The following is a 15611-nucleotide window of genomic DNA, read 5'->3' on the forward strand; positions in this document are numbered from 1 at the left end:
TATTGATCAATACAGCTATGCGTCACTCCGGCCGTAGCGCAGCTTCTTCCCTCTCGTCACTCCGGCCGTAGCGCAGCGGAGAGCCGGAGTCTTGCTGATCGGGACTGCTGGCTGAACATTAGAGATGCCGGATATTTTTCCACTACGTTCCAAAATTCCGGCATGACGGTTTTTGAAATGTTAAAACCATTCAAAAACCTGTCGCTCCCTTCTCCTCACAGGAGAAGGGCTGGGGATGAGGTGCTTATCTAACCCGTCTACCCTTCGAGTACCTCAGGGTGACTCAGTTTGAGCTAAACTTATTCCTTCTTCCTAGTAATCACCCCTTTCTTGATTTCCTTTTTAGGCCTCTCTCCTCTCAAGTGGATAATCAGTCCGTCAAGGAAGTTTCTTAGGATTTGGTCTCCTGCTTCTACGAATTTTGGGTGGTCTTCGCTTCTAAATAGATCTCCGAGGGCACCTTTGGAAATTTCAAAATCAACTTTTTTGAGGATCTCAACAATCTGCTCATCGCGGAGCTTGTGGGCTACTCTTAGTTTTTTAAGGATATCGTTATTAGTAAGCATTGAATATGTTTGGCTTGAAGTGCGAAGTTAGGCTATTTGTTTGGGTTGGCTTTATAATGTTAGCTTTTTGTGTGGTATTTAAAGTATGATGGCACTCTAGCTATATTCAATTGCCTTCGGTGTTACCATGTTTGCTGTGCTTCCTATAGTCGCTAAGGCTACTTTCCTTTCACTTTCTTGACTTTGGCGGCTTTCCTTTCCCTCTCGTCACTCCGGCCGCTTTCCTTTCCCTCTCGTCACTCCGGCCGCTTTCCTTTCCCTCCCGTCACTCCGGCCGCAGCGTAGCGGAGAGCCGGAGTCTTGCTGATCGGGACTGCTGGCTGAACAGTGGAGATGCCGGATATTCTTTAGCTACGATACAGAATTCCGGCATGACGGTGATTGGCGTGGTTGCGCCAAACCGTCTTAGTCATCGTTTAGTGAAAAAGAGCTGAAAAGCTCTTCATGCTTCTCATCAAAAGATAGTATGGGTGCCATTAGCTTTTTGATCGCGGCATCCAGGTTGGTGTAGTTGGAGTGTGGGATGTGTAATGGAATTTTGTATAGCTTCTCGTCTTTCTTGTCGAAGGGACAAGGCTCTTTTGAGTTGTATAGATATGGGATAAGTGTGTTATTGCAGTTGAGGGCAATACGATCGAAATCGTGGTCTTCGAAAAGTTCGGTTAAGGTGGCGTTGATGTTTTCGAAGAACATGGTGGTGGCGTTTAATCTTACACGGGAGCCAGCTCTGGATTTTCCTTTTTTGTTCAGGTATTTGATCTGGCTGAAACCTTGCTTTTTACGCGTCATGTAAGCGCCGAAGGTGGTGTGGTAAATGTTCTCCTTACCTTCCATAACACAGATAGCGGCATTGCCTGACTCTATGCTCAGATAAATCACAACATTCTCATCATTAATCAGTTGCAATGATTCGTTGATGGATATATGTAAGGGCAACCTCAGAAAACCTATTGGGTCATAATTGTCATCTAAAAGGTTAATCGCATGCTTTTTGAAATCATATTCATAATGAGGAAACCCCTCCTTGATCTGACGGAAGATTTGCTTGAAAGGGATATGATATAAGTTGAGTGATTTCATTCGGGTGCAAAGTAGTGGTATTTAGAGATAGAGAGCAAGTGTTCATTGCCATGGAGGTACACTACTAATAGGTCACTTCTACTGCAGTCCTTATCTCTTCCGTCACTCCGGCCGGAGCCACTTCCCTCTCGTCACTCCGGCCGCAACCCTTTCCCCCTCGTCACTCCGGCCGAAGTGCAGCGGAGAGCCGGAGTCTCGCTGATCAGCCCTGCTACCGAACGGTAAGATGCCGGATATTCTTCCGCTTCGCTATAGAATTCCGGCATGACGGTTTTTGAATTGTTTTTAACAATTCAAAACCTGTTGCTCCCTTCTCCTCCCTGGAGAAGGGCTGGGGATGAGGTCATTTCCTCTTATTCTGTCTCTTATCTCCTCTGGTCTTAGGCTTTTTATATTTGGCTGCGATCTTCGCTTTGTAGGAGCTGCCGGAGTTGACTTTCATGTTTTTGGCTTTCTTCTCGGCGTCTTTCACTTTTGGTTTTAGCTTGGGTTGCTTGCCGTAGCTGCCTTGTTTTTCTTTTGGTCGCTCTTCGGGGATGAGTTCGTGATTGATCTCTGTTTCTTCGGGGAATTCCAGCTCATTAATAGTGAGATTCATTAGGGCTTCTATTTCCTTTTTTGCGTCCTCTTCCGGATCGGAATACAAAAGAATGGACTCTCCTTTTTCAGAGGCTCTACCCGTTCTGCCAATTCGGTGCATGTAGTTTTCAGGATATTTCGGGGTATCCATATTAATAACATGGCTCACCTTTTGAAAATCCAGACCACGAGCGATGACATCAGTGGCGATCAAGATGCGGATTGATCCGTTCTCAAATTCTTCAACAGTTCTTAACCTGTGATTTTGAGTTTTATTTGAATGAATTATACCAATTCCTGAACCAAGAGATTCTTCCAGCTTTTGTAGTAAGTAGTCAGCTAAGCGCTTGCTGGAGACGAATACTAAGACTTTGTTATAAGTAGCCTTATCTCTCAGTAAATCTGCTAACAGATTAATTTTAGTATTGAAATTCAGTACCTTATAACTGGCCTGAGTGATATTGTCCAAAGGAGTTCCGCTTACTGCCACCGTTATCTGCTCTGGAGTATGGAAGAAATCATGGATCAGCTCATTCACTTCTTCAGTCATTGTGGCTGAAAACATGATGTTTTGCCTTTTATCTGGCAGTAGATCAAACAGATGGTTGAGCTGCGTTCTGAAACCCATATCAAGCATTACATCTACTTCATCAATAACCAGCTTTTTAGTTTCCTTCATGGTTACGGCTCTTGCCAATATGAGGTCATATAATCGGCCTGGAGTCGCTACAATGAGATCCTGCCCTTCTGCTAAAGCCTCTTTTTGCAGCCTGATGTTGGATTCTCCAAATATGCCCAGCGTTCTAACCGTAACATAAGTTGTTAGACTTTCGATAGCGGCCACCACCTGAGTTACTAATTCTCTGGTAGGAACCAATATAAGCACACGCGGATTGGGACTTTTTGAGAATTTTAGATCTTGCAATAATGGTAGTAAATAAGCCAGGGTTTTACCTGTACCGGTCTGGGATATACCCACTACATCAGTACCTGAAGCAATTACCGGAAAGGCTTTTTCCTGTATTTCCGTGGCTGCGGTGAAACCTAATTCATCAATTGCATTACGCAGTTGATTGCTGATCTTAAATTCATCAAAATTCATGGTGTACTCTCTGCTTTGTGCAAAGCTACTGGTTTTGACTGACTATTCGGGAGGCATTTCGCTTTTATACCTGCATTGATCTAATCTGGAAATAGAATAGGTTATATCAGCTCCTTGACCAGCTTTTCAAACTCTTCACCCTGATCTTCCACACCTTTTTCTACGTATAATAGTTTTCCCTCTTTATCTATAAAAATGGTGGTAGGATAATCCATAATACCCAGACTATCAATGAATGATGCAGCATCAACCACTTGTGTGAATTGAAAGGGGTGCTTTTGGGTAAATTTATTGACCTCATCTTTCTTGCTGAAGGTCATGGCAACAAAATCCATCTGGTCTTTATACTGCTCCTTTATTCTATTGAGAATCGGTATCTCTCTTACACATGGGGCACATTGAGTAAACCAAAAATTGATCATCATAGGCTTGCCTTCCTGGGCTAAAGAAATAGAGCCATCTCTTAGTGTTGTAAATTCCTTTTTAGGAAATTGTTTATTTAAATAGCTAAACAAATTAGCTTTAGATCCACTGAAAATGTATTCATGCCCTTGCTTTACGGTGTATTTAAACTCCTGAATAACAGAGTCTTCTGAAGTAGATTTATCGTAAAGATGGAAGGCCACCTCACTATTATTGGCATACTGATCCTGCAGCTTTTTTCGAAACTGCAGGTATTCTTTTTTGCTAAGTGTTTTGCCAGTGATGAGGTCTTTATAATATAACTGAGGCGTTTTGGGTTGGCTTTCTTCCCCTGTGGTTTGCTCAGTATTTTGATTACAAGCAGTTAATAAAGAAGCCGCCAGTAGAATTAAAAAGTATCTCATGACTCTTTCTTTCCTTTTTTCTTATCTTTTTTCTTTTTTGGTTCAGCCGGTGTGGCCATAACAAAGGTGATTGGCAGAATTATCCTTTGTGAAGCTTTTTCACCATTGGCTTTTTCACCGGGTATCCAATCAGGACAATTTTCTATAATTCTTATAGCCTCCGCACTCAGAAGTGGATCTGGGCTTCTCACTATTTCAATGGACTCATCATTAATTTCTCCTGTCTTTGTCACAACGAATTGTACAAATACTTTCCCTTGAATTCCTTTCTGCCTGGCTTCCGCAGGGTATTGAAGAGAGTTGCCGACATAAAAATAAAAACCTTGATATCCATTTTCTTTATAAATCGCCGGTTTGTCCAGAATCTGAAAAACCTCTTCTTTCTCTTTATCCTGACCGTTTGAATCAAGGCAGAGGAATAACAATAATAGATTTATTGCAATAATCTTTAATATTTTCATGGTGTAAATCTATTAATAATTAATCAAACTCCACCCCCTTCAAAATCAATCCCGAGGCAGGAGCGATATAACTGAAGGCCCCAGCTTCTGAACCATCTATGGATTGTTGAAGCGCTGCTAGCGTAATTTCCCCTTTTCCTAATAGAAATAGGGCGCCCATCATTAGCCTTACCTGGTAACGCATGAATCCTTCGCCTTTTACTCTAAAGATGTAGCTTTTCTCTGGGAAGAAGTTGGCTGTGTAAAGGTTGTTTTCTATGATTTCTGCTTCATCAATCACTCTGTCAAATACCGTAATGTCAGAAGGCTTGTAGGCGTAATTTTTGAAATGATGAGGGCCTTGAAACAGCTTGGCTCCTTTTTTCATAATCTCAAGGTCTAAATCCTGGATAATGTAACTCATAAAAGGTGCTGCAAAGGGATGATTTTTAGCTCCAAAGGAAAAAAGGTAAAGATATTCCTTGGTTTTGGAGTGTTGAATGATGTTGAAATGCTTATCTGTTTCCTCTATTTTCAAAGCTCTGATGTCGCTAGGAAGATTTTCGTTAAGTAAATCGAAAATAGCTTCTGTATCTATAGGTTCTTTGGTGAATAGCTCAAATACTCCGCCTTCGGCAGAAACCATGGCGTCGGTTCGGGAAGAGCCTAAAGTACGGTAATTATCATGGCCAAGTACAAAAGTCAATGTCTTTTCCAGCATGCCTTGCACGGTTTTCACCTGCGGCTGCTTCTGCCAGCCATGATATCGGAAACCCAAAAACTGAAAATGAATGAGGTAATAATATTTCTTCATTGCCTCAAAGGTAGGCCATCTCTCCTACTCGGCTTACCAATCTATCGGGAAATAGTCTTTTAAAAACTGTCCACACCAGTGCTTTCCGGTGTTGATGCCATCGAAAAATGGATCACAAACACGTGCCGCGCCATCTACAATGTCCAACGGTGGCTGAAAATCATGCTTATCTTGTTTTATCTTGGCCAGTTCTACAGGATCTTCATCAGTAACCCAACCGGTGTCTACCGCATTCATAAAAATGCCTTCTTTCCCTAAATCGCCAGCGGCGGTATGAGTAAGCATATTCAGGGCTGCCTTAGCCATATTGGTATGTGGGTGACGACTTTCTTTTTTAAATCGGTAAAACTTACCTTCCATAGCCGTTACGTTTACCACGTGCTTCTTGCCCGTGTAGTCACGTTGCATCAGGTCAATTAATCGATTACAGAGCACAAATGGAGCAATCGAGTTCACCAGCTGTACTTCAAGCATTTCATGGGTATGAACCTCGCCAAGCTTTAATCTCCAACTGTTGGTTTTTCTTAAGTCAACTTGCTGAAGATCAGCATCCAGTTTGCCTTCCGGGAATACCTCGGCGGCCTCCAGTGAGTTATCAAACTTATAAGGTACTTGTGAAAGCTGGGCTGAAGCTCTAATACCGATGCCAGGCTCCTGACTATTCCAGGTAACGGGCAGCTGTCCCATTTTGCTTTCTTTGCCGCTATCCAGCAAGTGATGTAGTAGGTCTTCATGGTCATGCAGAAGCATTTGCACCTGCGGTGAATGATCATGATATCCTAAGCGCTCATTTTCCATCAGATGGGTGTAGAAGCCTGCGGGTCTCCTAACGGTTTGTGCGGCGTTATTAATGAGAATGTCCAAACGATCATATTGCTGCTCTATATAGGTGGCAAACAGCTCCACGCTTGGAATGTGTCTTAAATCCAGACCATGGATCTTCAGCCTGTGTCCCCATTCCGAGAAGTCTTCCTCTTTAGCAAATCTAATGGCAGAATCAGCTGGGAATCTGGTGGTAGCAATGACTGTAGCTCCGGCTCTAAGCATCATCAAAGTGGCCTGGTAGCCAATCTTTAGACGTGAACCAGTGATCAAAGCTACCTGACCGGTAAGCTCTGCCGTTTGGAATCTTTTTGCATAATTTAAATCACCACATTCCTGACACATAGAATCATAAAAATGATGGAGCGTAGTGTATTCCTTTTTACAGACATAACAGTTGCGAGGTGAGCTCAGCTTCCTGGCTTCATCTTCCTCCTGCTGTGGTCCTTCAATCTGCTTAGGGGCGGTGAAAATAGTGGCTTCTCTGGCGCTTCTTATTCCTGTAGTAGCTCTGGCTTCACGGTCTTGCTCGCGAACAAGTTGCTTCTGCACCTTCCTTTTTAAACGACCGCGCTTTCTGATCTCTGTGCGGTCTGGCCTGGAAAGCTTACCTGCCAACGTGATGAGTTCTATTTTCTTCTCTTCTGTAAGGCTGACGAGCTGCTCAGTATCTTCAAGTAAAAGTTTTAGTGTTTCAATACACTGATCTATATCGGCATCATTCACTTGCTTATTCACCTCTTCTTGTTGCTGATTCATAATCATTCAAAATAACGTACGAATATAAGCTTTACTTGAAAGCAAAAGCTTTTATTCGGTTGTATATTTTTCTAACGTGAAAATATCTTTAACTGTACATTAAAAATTTAACATTCATACGCATTAAATTTTTGCAAAAATCTAATACATTTAACCCTCTCAAAATTTGTAATAGTTTTAGATGATGTATGGAGATAGAGTTTAAAAGATGCACTTTAAATGAACTGGATCAACTATTAGAAATTTCAAAGGCTACCTACTTTGAAGCATTTTCTGCTGGGGAAGCGTCTGAGAATGTGCAGCAATATGTGGCTAACGCATTCAACGAAGACCGTCTTTGGCATGAGCTAAATAACCCATTCTCAGAGTTTTATCTCGCCGAATCTGATGGTGATGTGGTGGGTTATATAAAACTAAACTACAAAGAAGCACAGCAGAAGTATAGCGACAGAAATAGCATAGAGCTGCAGCGCATTTATACCGTAGGTAAAGTACACGGACAGGGTGCCGGCCAGGTGCTACTTAATGAAGCCATCAGAATAGCCAGACAAAATCACGCTGAGTTCTTATGGCTAGGCGTTTGGGACCAAAACCCTCGTGCCATTCACTTTTATCAGAAAAACGGATTTGACAAACTTGGCCAGATGCACTTTTACATGGGCGATAAGAAGTATACTGATACTATTATGATGATTGAGTTGTAGGTGGCTTAGCTGGAGGTGCTAATCTAACTGGTTATTCTTTTGCTGCTTAGTGGGTGCTGTTTTGATGGGGGAGTTATTGGGTTATTGGTTATTGAGTTATTGGTTGTTTTGTGGCTTTTCTGGTTAAACTAGGTACTCGTTACTTCTTACTATCTACTCTTTTATGATTGTTGGTTATTATGTTATTATTGATTTTGTAGGTAGGCTTTTTAACTAGTTACTCATTACTTCTTGCTATCTACTCTTTTATAGTTATTGGTTATTGAGTTATTTGTTTTTGTGGCTTTTCTGGTTAAACTAGGTACTCAATACTTCTTACTATTCACTACTCACTACTATCTACTAACATCTCAATACTCACTACTATCTACTCACATCTCTATACACCATGTCTCAATAGTAATTGCCATTTGTGGTAAATGCCATGGTTTGGAGTTGGGATATTGTGGTAATATTGGGCTTTAACTTCCTTGTATTATGATTTTGTATCGGTATATATTTCTTTCTCTTTTTGTCATTTGTTTGGTTCAATGTGATTTGGTGGCTCAGGATAATTCGGGTCTTGGTCAAATTAGGGTGGATGGAAAGCACTTTGTGGATGAGTCTGGGGAGGTAATTGTCTTTAGAGGTTTGGATACTAGTGATCCTGATAAGTTGGCTTCGGAGGGGCATTGGAATAGGCGGTATTTTGAGGAGATGGCTGACTGGGGAGCTAATATGGTTCGCTTTCCGGTTCATCCCGGGGCATGGAGACATAGAGGTGAGCAGGAATATTTGAAGCTTTTGGATCAAGGGGTGCAATGGGCTGGTGAGCAGGGCATGTATGTGATGATTGATTGGCATAGCATCGGGAATTTGAAGGAGGAGAAGTTTCATGGTAAGGGATATGTCACCACGTTTAAAGAGACTAAGCAGTTTTGGGATACTATTTCGAAGCATTTTAAGGGGAATAATACTGTGGCTATGCTGGAGCTTTTTAATGAGCCCACTACCAGAAATGGTGAATATGGAAGCATAACCTGGCAGGAATGGAAGCCTATGATGGAGGAGATTATCAAGTTGATCAGGGATAATGGAAATGATGCTATTCCATTGGTGGCTGGGTTTAATTGGGCCTATGATCTTACTGTGGTAAAGGATAATCCTATTGAGGCTGAGGGCATTGCTTATGTGAGTCACCCGTATCCTCAAAAGAGAGAGAAACCATGGTTTACGGCCTGGACGGAAGATTGGGGATTTGTGGCCGAGAAATATCCTGTTATTTTAACTGAAGTAGGCTTTTGCGGACCTAATGACAGAGGGGCTCATATACCGGTAATCAGCGATGAATCTTATGGTGAGGCGCTGGATGAATACTGCGATAAGCATGGCATCTCCTACATGGTTTGGGTTTTTGATGCGCAATGGTCACCCATGTTGATCTCGGATTGGGACTTCACTCCTACTACTCAGGGAAAATATTTCAAAAAATCACTGCAAAGTCGTAAATAGATCAGTTTACTTCAATCTTAAAGGTGCAGATATATTCTGTGTAGTTTAAAATATGAACCAGGTATTTGCCCTTGTTATTGAAGGTGTGGTCAAAGGCAATTTCTCCCTCTAGATTAGGATGAACCTCAGCTTCAAGCAACTCTACGTCATTTCCTTTAACTATCTGATAAGTAATGAATTGTGGAGAAGAAGCATTGTTTTTTTTCAATGTAAATGGTACGGTGTCTCCTTTGTTAATTTCCCTTTTAAAGGCCTTCGCGGTAGGTAATAGCTTCTCGTTGAAAGCGCCTTTGTAAAGCAGAGGTGCGTTCAAAAATTGATCAAAAGATGGTTTTTTATCCATCAATAGCCAGGCCGTGTCCAGCGGGTAATGATTCTTAGCGAATAATGATGGTTCTGTCAGAAAATAACCTTCACTAAAGCTTGTAATGAATCTCCCTTGAGCGGGATTAATGATTCCACTGGACCAGGTAGCATCGCATAAATACCATTTGCCGTTGAGTTTTACTGCATTCCAGGAGTGATTAGGGATACTTTTGGTCTCTACGTTCGAAACAACAGTTCGGCCGTAGCCATCTATAATTACGCATTCAATATCAGAATGATAGGCCAGTTGTTTTATTAAATATGCATAGCCACTGCACACAGTAGAATAGTTTTTTCTCAGTTGTTTGAAAACCTTTTGCACGAAGGATTTATTCCATTCATTGAGTTCAAATGGCTCATTTTGATACTTCTCTCTCTTGCGCTTATTGATTTCATATAGCGTAGGATCATTGGCAATGTTATCACAGACCCACCGATAGATAGCTCTGAACTTTTGTTCGTCATCTGGTAAGTTCGTGGTGAGACCAAGGGATAATGCCCTTAAGTTATCCAAGGAATTGCCTTTGAAAACTGTAGCTATGCTATCCGCTTTAGAGTAACGGGCATTATCATTATCTGACCCTTGTGCATAAAGTGTGATGTTTATGCCCAGGACTAATATTAAGATGAAGATTCTCACTTAGAATATGTTCTTTATTTTATCCCATAGATTTTCTTTTGGCTCCTGGTAAACTTTACCCACCACTACTTCTCCTAATATGGACACTGTAATTTTCATTTCTATTTCCAGGTTTTCGACGCTCTTGTTGGGCACTTTATATTCCTCAGTTTCGAAGCCGATAAAAGAAAACAATAGTATGTCACCCTCTTCTAAAGCTTGAGGAAATTCAAAACGACCATCTTTGTCGGCTACAGTCCCTATTTCACTGCCTTTTAATATGATGTTAGCACCCGGAACGGCTTGTCCTTCTCCATCTTTTACCACACCTTTTATCCAGTGTTTCTCAGCGGCCGAAGATGCATGAGTACTTTTGTCATTAGCCGTAGTCAGCACTGTTTCTTCTACAAAGTTTGTTTGCGCCTTCACTGTTGGCGTAAAAGCAAGTACTGATAAGCCAATAACTGCCGCTTTTACCCACAGCCAGTTATTGATTTTGGGCATGTCTACCAATTCATAGGTTTTTAATTGTTCACCTCTAAACATACCACATACTTTTCCTCCTTTGTGATTCAGGAAGTAGTCTTTTAATTCAACATCAGTCATGCTGGTAAAGTCTACTACATTTCTTTCGCAGACTGCGCAGTAGCCACCTTCTTTGGTTGGTGTAAACTCTGACCAGTTTTCATTGCAAGGATTCTCTACGGAAAGTGTTATGTGTTTTTTCATAATTATAGGATTTTAGAAGTAGGATGCAGGATGTTTAAAGATTCCATAAACAGAAATCATTTTTTTTAAATTTTATTTTCCATTCCATGGATTGGGCATTTTTTTCTACAGTAGGAAAATGCTATTTGAGCATTTTATAGCTTCATGGCGACTTTTGGTTATGGCACACTTATCTCTATATGAGAGAAGACTATAACTATGATTATGATTAAACATACCAACACCCTCGTATTTGCATTTATTTCTTTTTTATTATTCTCCTGTGCCAGCAATAAGCCTGTTTATAACAATAAAGTAGCTAATGATACGCTACCGGCGGCTTATGCTACGAAGTCCGTAATGAACTTTAGTAACGTTACAGGCTGGGAAGATGGCCTGAAACCTAAGGCGCCAGAGGGATTTGAGGTTAATCCTTTTTATGGGGGCCTGGAAAATCCAAGGTGGTTATATGAGTTGCCCAATGGAGACATTCTAGTCGCTGAAAGTAATTCTAATCATAGCTTCCTGGAGCAATTCGGAGCCATATTTATTGGGGCTAATAAGTCAAATAATTTAAAAAAGAGTGCAGATAGAATCTCCTTGCTAAAAGATACAAATAATGATGGCACAGCGGATGAAAGGCATATACTTGTTGAAGATCTTAATCAGCCTTTAGGTATGCTTTTGATGAATGATTATCTATATATCGCTAATACGGAAGCTTTGGTCAGATATAATTTCAAGGTTGGGGAAACTAAGCTCACAGGTAAAAGTGAAAAGATAATGGATTTCCCTTCTGGAAAACATAACAGACACTGGACAAGAAATATCATTGCAAATAAAGATGAATCCAAGATTTATGTGGCTATTGGTTCTGGTAGCAACGTGGCAGAATACGGCGTTTCGAACGAAATATTAAGAGCTGACATTCTGGAGATTAACCCTGATGGATCTGCCATGCGCATATTTGCTGATGGTATCAGAAATCCTGTGGGTATGGACTGGAACCCAGATACAGGCGAGCTCTGGACTGTGGTGAATGAGCGCGATGAGCTCGGCGATAACTTAGTGCCAGACTACCTTACTCATGTAGAAGAAAATGGCTTCTATGGCTGGCCTTACGTATACTTCGGACAGCATGATGACCCTAGAATTGGAGACGATCCGGCTGTAGTTAAGAATACTATTGTGCCAGATTATGCTTTGGGGGCACACACCGCCTCTTTAGGATTACAATTTTATAAGGGTGATGCATTCCCTTCAAAATATAGAAATGGAGCCTTTATAGCACAGCATGGTTCTTGGAATAGATCAACGTTGGCAGGCTATAAAGTGATATTTGTGCCGTTTAAAAACGGAAAACCAGCTGGCAATTCTGAAGATTTCCTGACCGGCTTTGTAGAAAATTTAGATAAGGAGAAAGTTCATGGACGACCTGTTTGTGTGATACAGGATCATGAAGGTAATCTGCTCGTTACTGATGATACTTCTGGTATGATATGGAGAGTTAGTGCCAAATAAGGCACCAACCCAGATCTATATCTTAGTAGTGTGCTATACTTGTAAGCTCAGCTAATATTTTATCGCAGTTTTCAATCACCTTTCTATGAAGGCCGTTGATAGATGCTGTTCCTTCCATTTGGTTAATTTCTCTCAGAATACTAGCAAGCTCCTCCTGCTCAAAAACTTTGTTTAAGCTGGTAATTTTATGGATGGCATCTTTTAATCTCTTTTCATCTGAAGTCTTTATCGCACCGTTAAAATCCTTTAAAAACTCCTCATAATTTTTGATGCAGTTGTTGGCAAAGTCCATTATAAAGTCCTTATCGCCGTCAGCATAGATATTGATTACATCTGCAATTCTGCTCTCATCCGTGTTTATCATCTCGTTCATAACTTTACCGTTTACTCGTTCTGAAAATTTGTACAATGTTTTATATAGCTCAGCAGGTCTGAAAGGCTTGCTCAAGTAGCCGTCCATTCCCAACTTAAATACTTCGTCTTTTACTTCTGCCAATGCATCTGCCGTTAGGGCAATAATGGGGATTGACCTAAAGTATGGATCATGTGATAGTCTGATCTTAGCAGTAGCTTCGTATCCATTCACTTCAGGCATTCTAAGGTCCATAAGTATCATGTCAAACCTTTTGGTTGAAACAAGATTCAGGGCTTCCATACCATTGTTAGCCATTTCATAGGTTACATTGGCTCTCTTTAAGAATTTACCTATAAGTATCTGATTAGCAGTGTTATCTTCAGCTACTAATACATGTAAATCTTTCTTTCTGATATCTTCTAAGGTAATGTCGTTATAGAGTTCGCTCACCGTAGGCTGACCTTCTTCCAGATATAAATCAAAGTAGAATTCAGATCCCTCTCCCAGCCTGCTGTAAATTTTGATATCGCTGCCCATCATGTTCAGAAGTTTTCTGGTGATGTATAGTCCCAGGCCGGTGCCACCGTATTTTCTGGTGGTTCCTGTTTCAGCTTGCTCAAAAGATTCAAAGATCTTGGATTGGTTCTCTGGTGCAATTCCTATTCCTGAATCCTTTACAGAGAATTTCATTCCGTACTTGCCATCTTTTTGCTCCAGATATTTTACTGATATATCCACATATCCGTCAGTGGTGAATTTCACGGCATTACCAACCAAATTGTAAATGATCTGGCTTATTCTGGTAATATCACCAATGAAGTGTGTAGGCAATTTCTCATCATAATTCGTTCTGATAGTTACCAAGTTTTCATCTGCCTTTTGGAATAATGAATTTTGAATGTTCTTAATCAATTCATGTAAGCCAAATACATTCTGCTCAAGCTTAAGCTTGTTAGATTCTATCTTATTGATATCTAAAATATCATTGACCAAATTCAGGAGATTGTCACCCGAAAACTTTAAAAGCTTAAGGTGCTCCAGTTGATCAGGACGTGGGTTTTCAGACATTAATAAATGAGATAAACCGTTGATAGCATTTAGTGGAGTCCGGATTTCATGACTCATGGTGGCTAGAAACTGCGCTTTAGCCTTGGTGGCTTTCTCGGCTTCTTCTGTGGCTCTTTCAGCTTCCTCTTTAGCCTTTAGCAATTGCAGGTTTCGCTCTTTTAGAGTGGTAATATCTTCAGTAAGAACGAGTACGCCGCCTATTTCGTCGTCACTTATGAACCACGGTCTTACTTCCCATTTTAACCATATTTTTCCCTCTCCATTTGTTCTACCAAAAGATTCTTCATTACTGTATTCAATGGCGCCCTTTAGGCATCTCTCATAGATTTTTTTCCATTTTTCTACATCCATGGTTGGGAAGGTATCGTAAATTTTCCTTCCCAATATCATACCGCCTGGAGCGTGATAATCTTCCCTCCATTTCTTGCTCACCGTAATGAATTCCATGTGCCTGTTGAACATGGCTACAGTAGCTGGTGTGTATTCGATAAAGGCGCTTAATTGATTCTTAATTACCTTCTTTTTATGTATATCAATCACTCGACCCACCAAAAGAATAATTTTTCCTTTTTCTCTTCTGACGTTACCGGTTACTTCTACCCAGCGGTACTCCCCTTTTTTTGTTAAAACTCTGATTTCAACGGGCGCATGATTTTCCTTTTTCCCTGCTGCTGATATGGCTCTCTTGAGAAGCATTTTATCTGCAGGGTGTACTCTGCTAAGCAGGTTTTTGATAGTAGCTTCTATCTCAGATTTTTTGAAACCTAGTATCTTGTATAGATGATTAGACCAAGTTTCAGTGCCTTCTATTATACTTTTTTCAAAAATTCCAACCTTGATAGAGTTGCTTAAAAACTCCATTTTCTTTACTCTAAAATCAGCTTCTTGTTTAGCCTGTTGTAATTTTATCTGTGTTTTATCAAGATTTTCTACAGTATGTTGAAGCTCATCTCTTCGCATTCTTAATTCAATAAGGTTCATGGCTTGTTTGGCCAGAAGATTTAATGAATTGATCTGTTGGTCAGTTAATGTTTTAGGTTTGTCATCAAGCACACAAAGAGAGCCTAGCTTAGTGCCATCATAAGATGTAAGAGCAATGCCTGCATAAAATCTTATGTATGGCTTCCCGGTAACTAAAGGATTGTTTTTAAACCTATCATCTTTATGAGCATCTTCTACTATAAAAACATTATTTGAAGATTTTAAAGTGTAATTGCAGAAGGTGTGGTTGATTGGTATGTTAACAATATCATCCAGTTCGCAAGCTCTGTAGTAGACCTCATCTTCGCTGATAAGTGTAAGTAAAGCACCAGGTGTCTCACAAATTTGTGAGGCCAGTGTTGTGATGGCATCAATGTCTGACTGTGGTAACGCTTGTAACAGTTTTACAGGACTTGCCTTCTCCGCTTTTAAAGCTTTGCTCATTCCGTTTCATTTATTGAAAAACTAGCGTTGGTTTTTTTTGGTATTTGGTTGTGTTATTTCAGGCTGTTTGCTCATTTATATGCAAATCTTACATGGTGTAACCCTCTAAAAGTACCTAAAAATCCACAAAAAAGCCAATGTGTTGGGTTGACGTATTCTAAATAGGTTTAGCAAAACCAAATAAATTGGATAATATTATCTATTTAGGCCTCAGAGCTAAAAATAGCACCTCTCTAATCAGAAAAATGTAAGTATATATTGATGATTCTAGCTCTTTTTTTTTGTGATCATTCGTATATATAACATGTGTAATTTTAGAAAGTGTCGATATGTCGACCTCATATGAGTCTAGGATAATGCTCTTC

Annotated in this window: 13 protein-coding genes; 3 read left to right on the forward strand and 10 right to left on the reverse strand. The window is 40.5% G+C overall.

Features of this window, described 5'->3' with window-relative positions; genetic code table 11:
- Positions 1-299 precede the first annotated feature (299 nt).
- The 7 genes from LVD16_RS16455 to LVD16_RS16485 form a co-directional block, all read right to left on the reverse strand.
- Positions 300-566, reverse strand: coding sequence for a DUF1456 family protein (locus tag LVD16_RS16455; protein ID WP_233769365.1), 267 nt, complete (start codon positions 564-566; stop codon positions 300-302).
- A gap of 405 nt (positions 567-971) precedes the next feature.
- Entirely contained in the window at positions 972-1646 is a 675-nt protein-coding gene (locus tag LVD16_RS16460; RefSeq protein WP_233769366.1) for a VLRF1 family release factor, read from the reverse strand.
- 343 nt (positions 1647-1989) lie between these two features.
- Positions 1990-3327, reverse strand: coding sequence for a DEAD/DEAH box helicase (locus LVD16_RS16465; RefSeq protein WP_233769367.1), 1338 nt, complete (start codon positions 3325-3327; stop codon positions 1990-1992).
- Between the two features lie 101 nt (positions 3328-3428).
- A complete protein-coding gene (locus LVD16_RS16470) occupies positions 3429-4154 on the reverse strand; it encodes a TlpA family protein disulfide reductase (protein WP_233769368.1) in 726 nt (241 codons plus the stop codon).
- Positions 4151-4615, reverse strand: a complete 465-nt coding sequence (locus LVD16_RS16475; protein ID WP_233769369.1) for an energy transducer TonB — start codon at positions 4613-4615, stop codon at positions 4151-4153. The genes LVD16_RS16470 and LVD16_RS16475 overlap by 4 nt, the downstream gene beginning before the upstream one ends.
- Before the next feature lie 19 nt (positions 4616-4634).
- On the reverse strand, positions 4635-5408 hold the full coding sequence (locus LVD16_RS16480; protein WP_233769370.1) for a tRNA pseudouridine synthase A: 774 nt from the start codon (positions 5406-5408) through the stop codon (positions 4635-4637).
- Positions 5409-5441: 33 nt separating this feature from the next.
- Positions 5442-6989, reverse strand: coding sequence for an SDR family NAD(P)-dependent oxidoreductase (locus LVD16_RS16485; protein ID WP_233769371.1), 1548 nt, complete (start codon positions 6987-6989; stop codon positions 5442-5444).
- A 188-nt stretch (positions 6990-7177) separates the two neighbouring features.
- Here LVD16_RS16485 and LVD16_RS16490 point away from each other — a divergent pair, with 188 nt between their 5' ends.
- Together LVD16_RS16490 and LVD16_RS16495 are read left to right on the forward strand one after the other, a co-directional pair.
- The gene (locus LVD16_RS16490; RefSeq protein WP_233769372.1) at positions 7178-7693 is read left to right on the forward strand and encodes a GNAT family N-acetyltransferase; all 516 of its coding nucleotides are present in this window, start codon (positions 7178-7180) and stop codon (positions 7691-7693) included.
- 477 nt (positions 7694-8170) lie between these two features.
- Positions 8171-9184 (forward strand): glycoside hydrolase family 5 protein, encoded by a 1014-nt coding sequence (locus tag LVD16_RS16495; protein WP_233769373.1) that lies wholly within the window; start codon positions 8171-8173, stop codon positions 9182-9184.
- Position 9185: 1 nt separating this feature from the next.
- Here the strand turns inward: LVD16_RS16495 and LVD16_RS16500 are convergent, their stop codons facing one another.
- Both LVD16_RS16500 and LVD16_RS16505 read right to left on the reverse strand, forming a co-directional pair.
- Positions 9186-10190, reverse strand: coding sequence for a transglutaminase domain-containing protein (locus tag LVD16_RS16500; RefSeq protein WP_233769374.1), 1005 nt, complete (start codon positions 10188-10190; stop codon positions 9186-9188).
- Entirely contained in the window at positions 10191-10898 is a 708-nt protein-coding gene (locus tag LVD16_RS16505) for a carboxypeptidase-like regulatory domain-containing protein (RefSeq protein WP_233769375.1), read from the reverse strand.
- A gap of 204 nt (positions 10899-11102) precedes the next feature.
- Between LVD16_RS16505 and LVD16_RS16510 the strand changes: the two genes are divergently transcribed.
- Positions 11103-12398 carry a PQQ-dependent sugar dehydrogenase gene (locus LVD16_RS16510; RefSeq protein WP_233769376.1) on the forward strand — a complete coding sequence of 432 codons (1296 nt, stop codon included), beginning with the start codon at positions 11103-11105 and terminating at the stop codon, positions 12396-12398.
- Positions 12399-12420: 22 nt separating this feature from the next.
- Here the strand turns inward: LVD16_RS16510 and LVD16_RS16515 are convergent, their stop codons facing one another.
- Positions 12421-15246: an ATP-binding protein gene (locus LVD16_RS16515; protein ID WP_233769377.1), complete on the reverse strand. Its 2826-nt coding sequence runs from the start codon at positions 15244-15246 to the stop codon at positions 12421-12423.
- Positions 15247-15611: the final 365 nt, after the last annotated feature.

It is taken from the genome of Fulvivirga ligni (assembly GCF_021389935.1).
In the GTDB taxonomy this organism is placed as follows: Bacteria; Bacteroidota; Bacteroidia; order Cytophagales; family Cyclobacteriaceae; genus Fulvivirga; species Fulvivirga ligni.

Excerpts from the sequence above, each read along its gene's own strand:
- LVD16_RS16455 (WP_233769365.1), bottom strand. The coding sequence starts at position 566 with ATGCTTACTAATAACGATATCCTTAAAAAACTAAGAGTAGCCCACAAG.
- LVD16_RS16460 (WP_233769366.1), bottom strand. The coding sequence starts at position 1,646 with ATGAAATCACTCAACTTATATCATATCCCTTTCAAGCAAATCTTCCGT.
- LVD16_RS16465 (WP_233769367.1), bottom strand. The coding sequence starts at position 3,327 with ATGAATTTTGATGAATTTAAGATCAGCAATCAACTGCGTAATGCAATT.
- LVD16_RS16470 (WP_233769368.1), bottom strand. The coding sequence starts at position 4,154 with ATGAGATACTTTTTAATTCTACTGGCGGCTTCTTTATTAACTGCTTGT.
- LVD16_RS16475 (WP_233769369.1), bottom strand. The coding sequence starts at position 4,615 with ATGAAAATATTAAAGATTATTGCAATAAATCTATTATTGTTATTCCTC.
- LVD16_RS16480 (WP_233769370.1), bottom strand. The coding sequence starts at position 5,408 with ATGAAGAAATATTATTACCTCATTCATTTTCAGTTTTTGGGTTTCCGA.
- LVD16_RS16485 (WP_233769371.1), bottom strand. The coding sequence starts at position 6,989 with ATGAATCAGCAACAAGAAGAGGTGAATAAGCAAGTGAATGATGCCGAT.
- LVD16_RS16490 (WP_233769372.1), top strand. The coding sequence starts at position 7,178 with ATGGAGATAGAGTTTAAAAGATGCACTTTAAATGAACTGGATCAACTA.
- LVD16_RS16495 (WP_233769373.1), top strand. The coding sequence starts at position 8,171 with ATGATTTTGTATCGGTATATATTTCTTTCTCTTTTTGTCATTTGTTTG.
- LVD16_RS16505 (WP_233769375.1), bottom strand. The coding sequence starts at position 10,898 with ATGAAAAAACACATAACACTTTCCGTAGAGAATCCTTGCAATGAAAAC.
- LVD16_RS16510 (WP_233769376.1), top strand. The coding sequence starts at position 11,103 with ATGATTAAACATACCAACACCCTCGTATTTGCATTTATTTCTTTTTTA.
- LVD16_RS16515 (WP_233769377.1), bottom strand. The coding sequence starts at position 15,246 with ATGAGCAAAGCTTTAAAAGCGGAGAAGGCAAGTCCTGTAAAACTGTTA.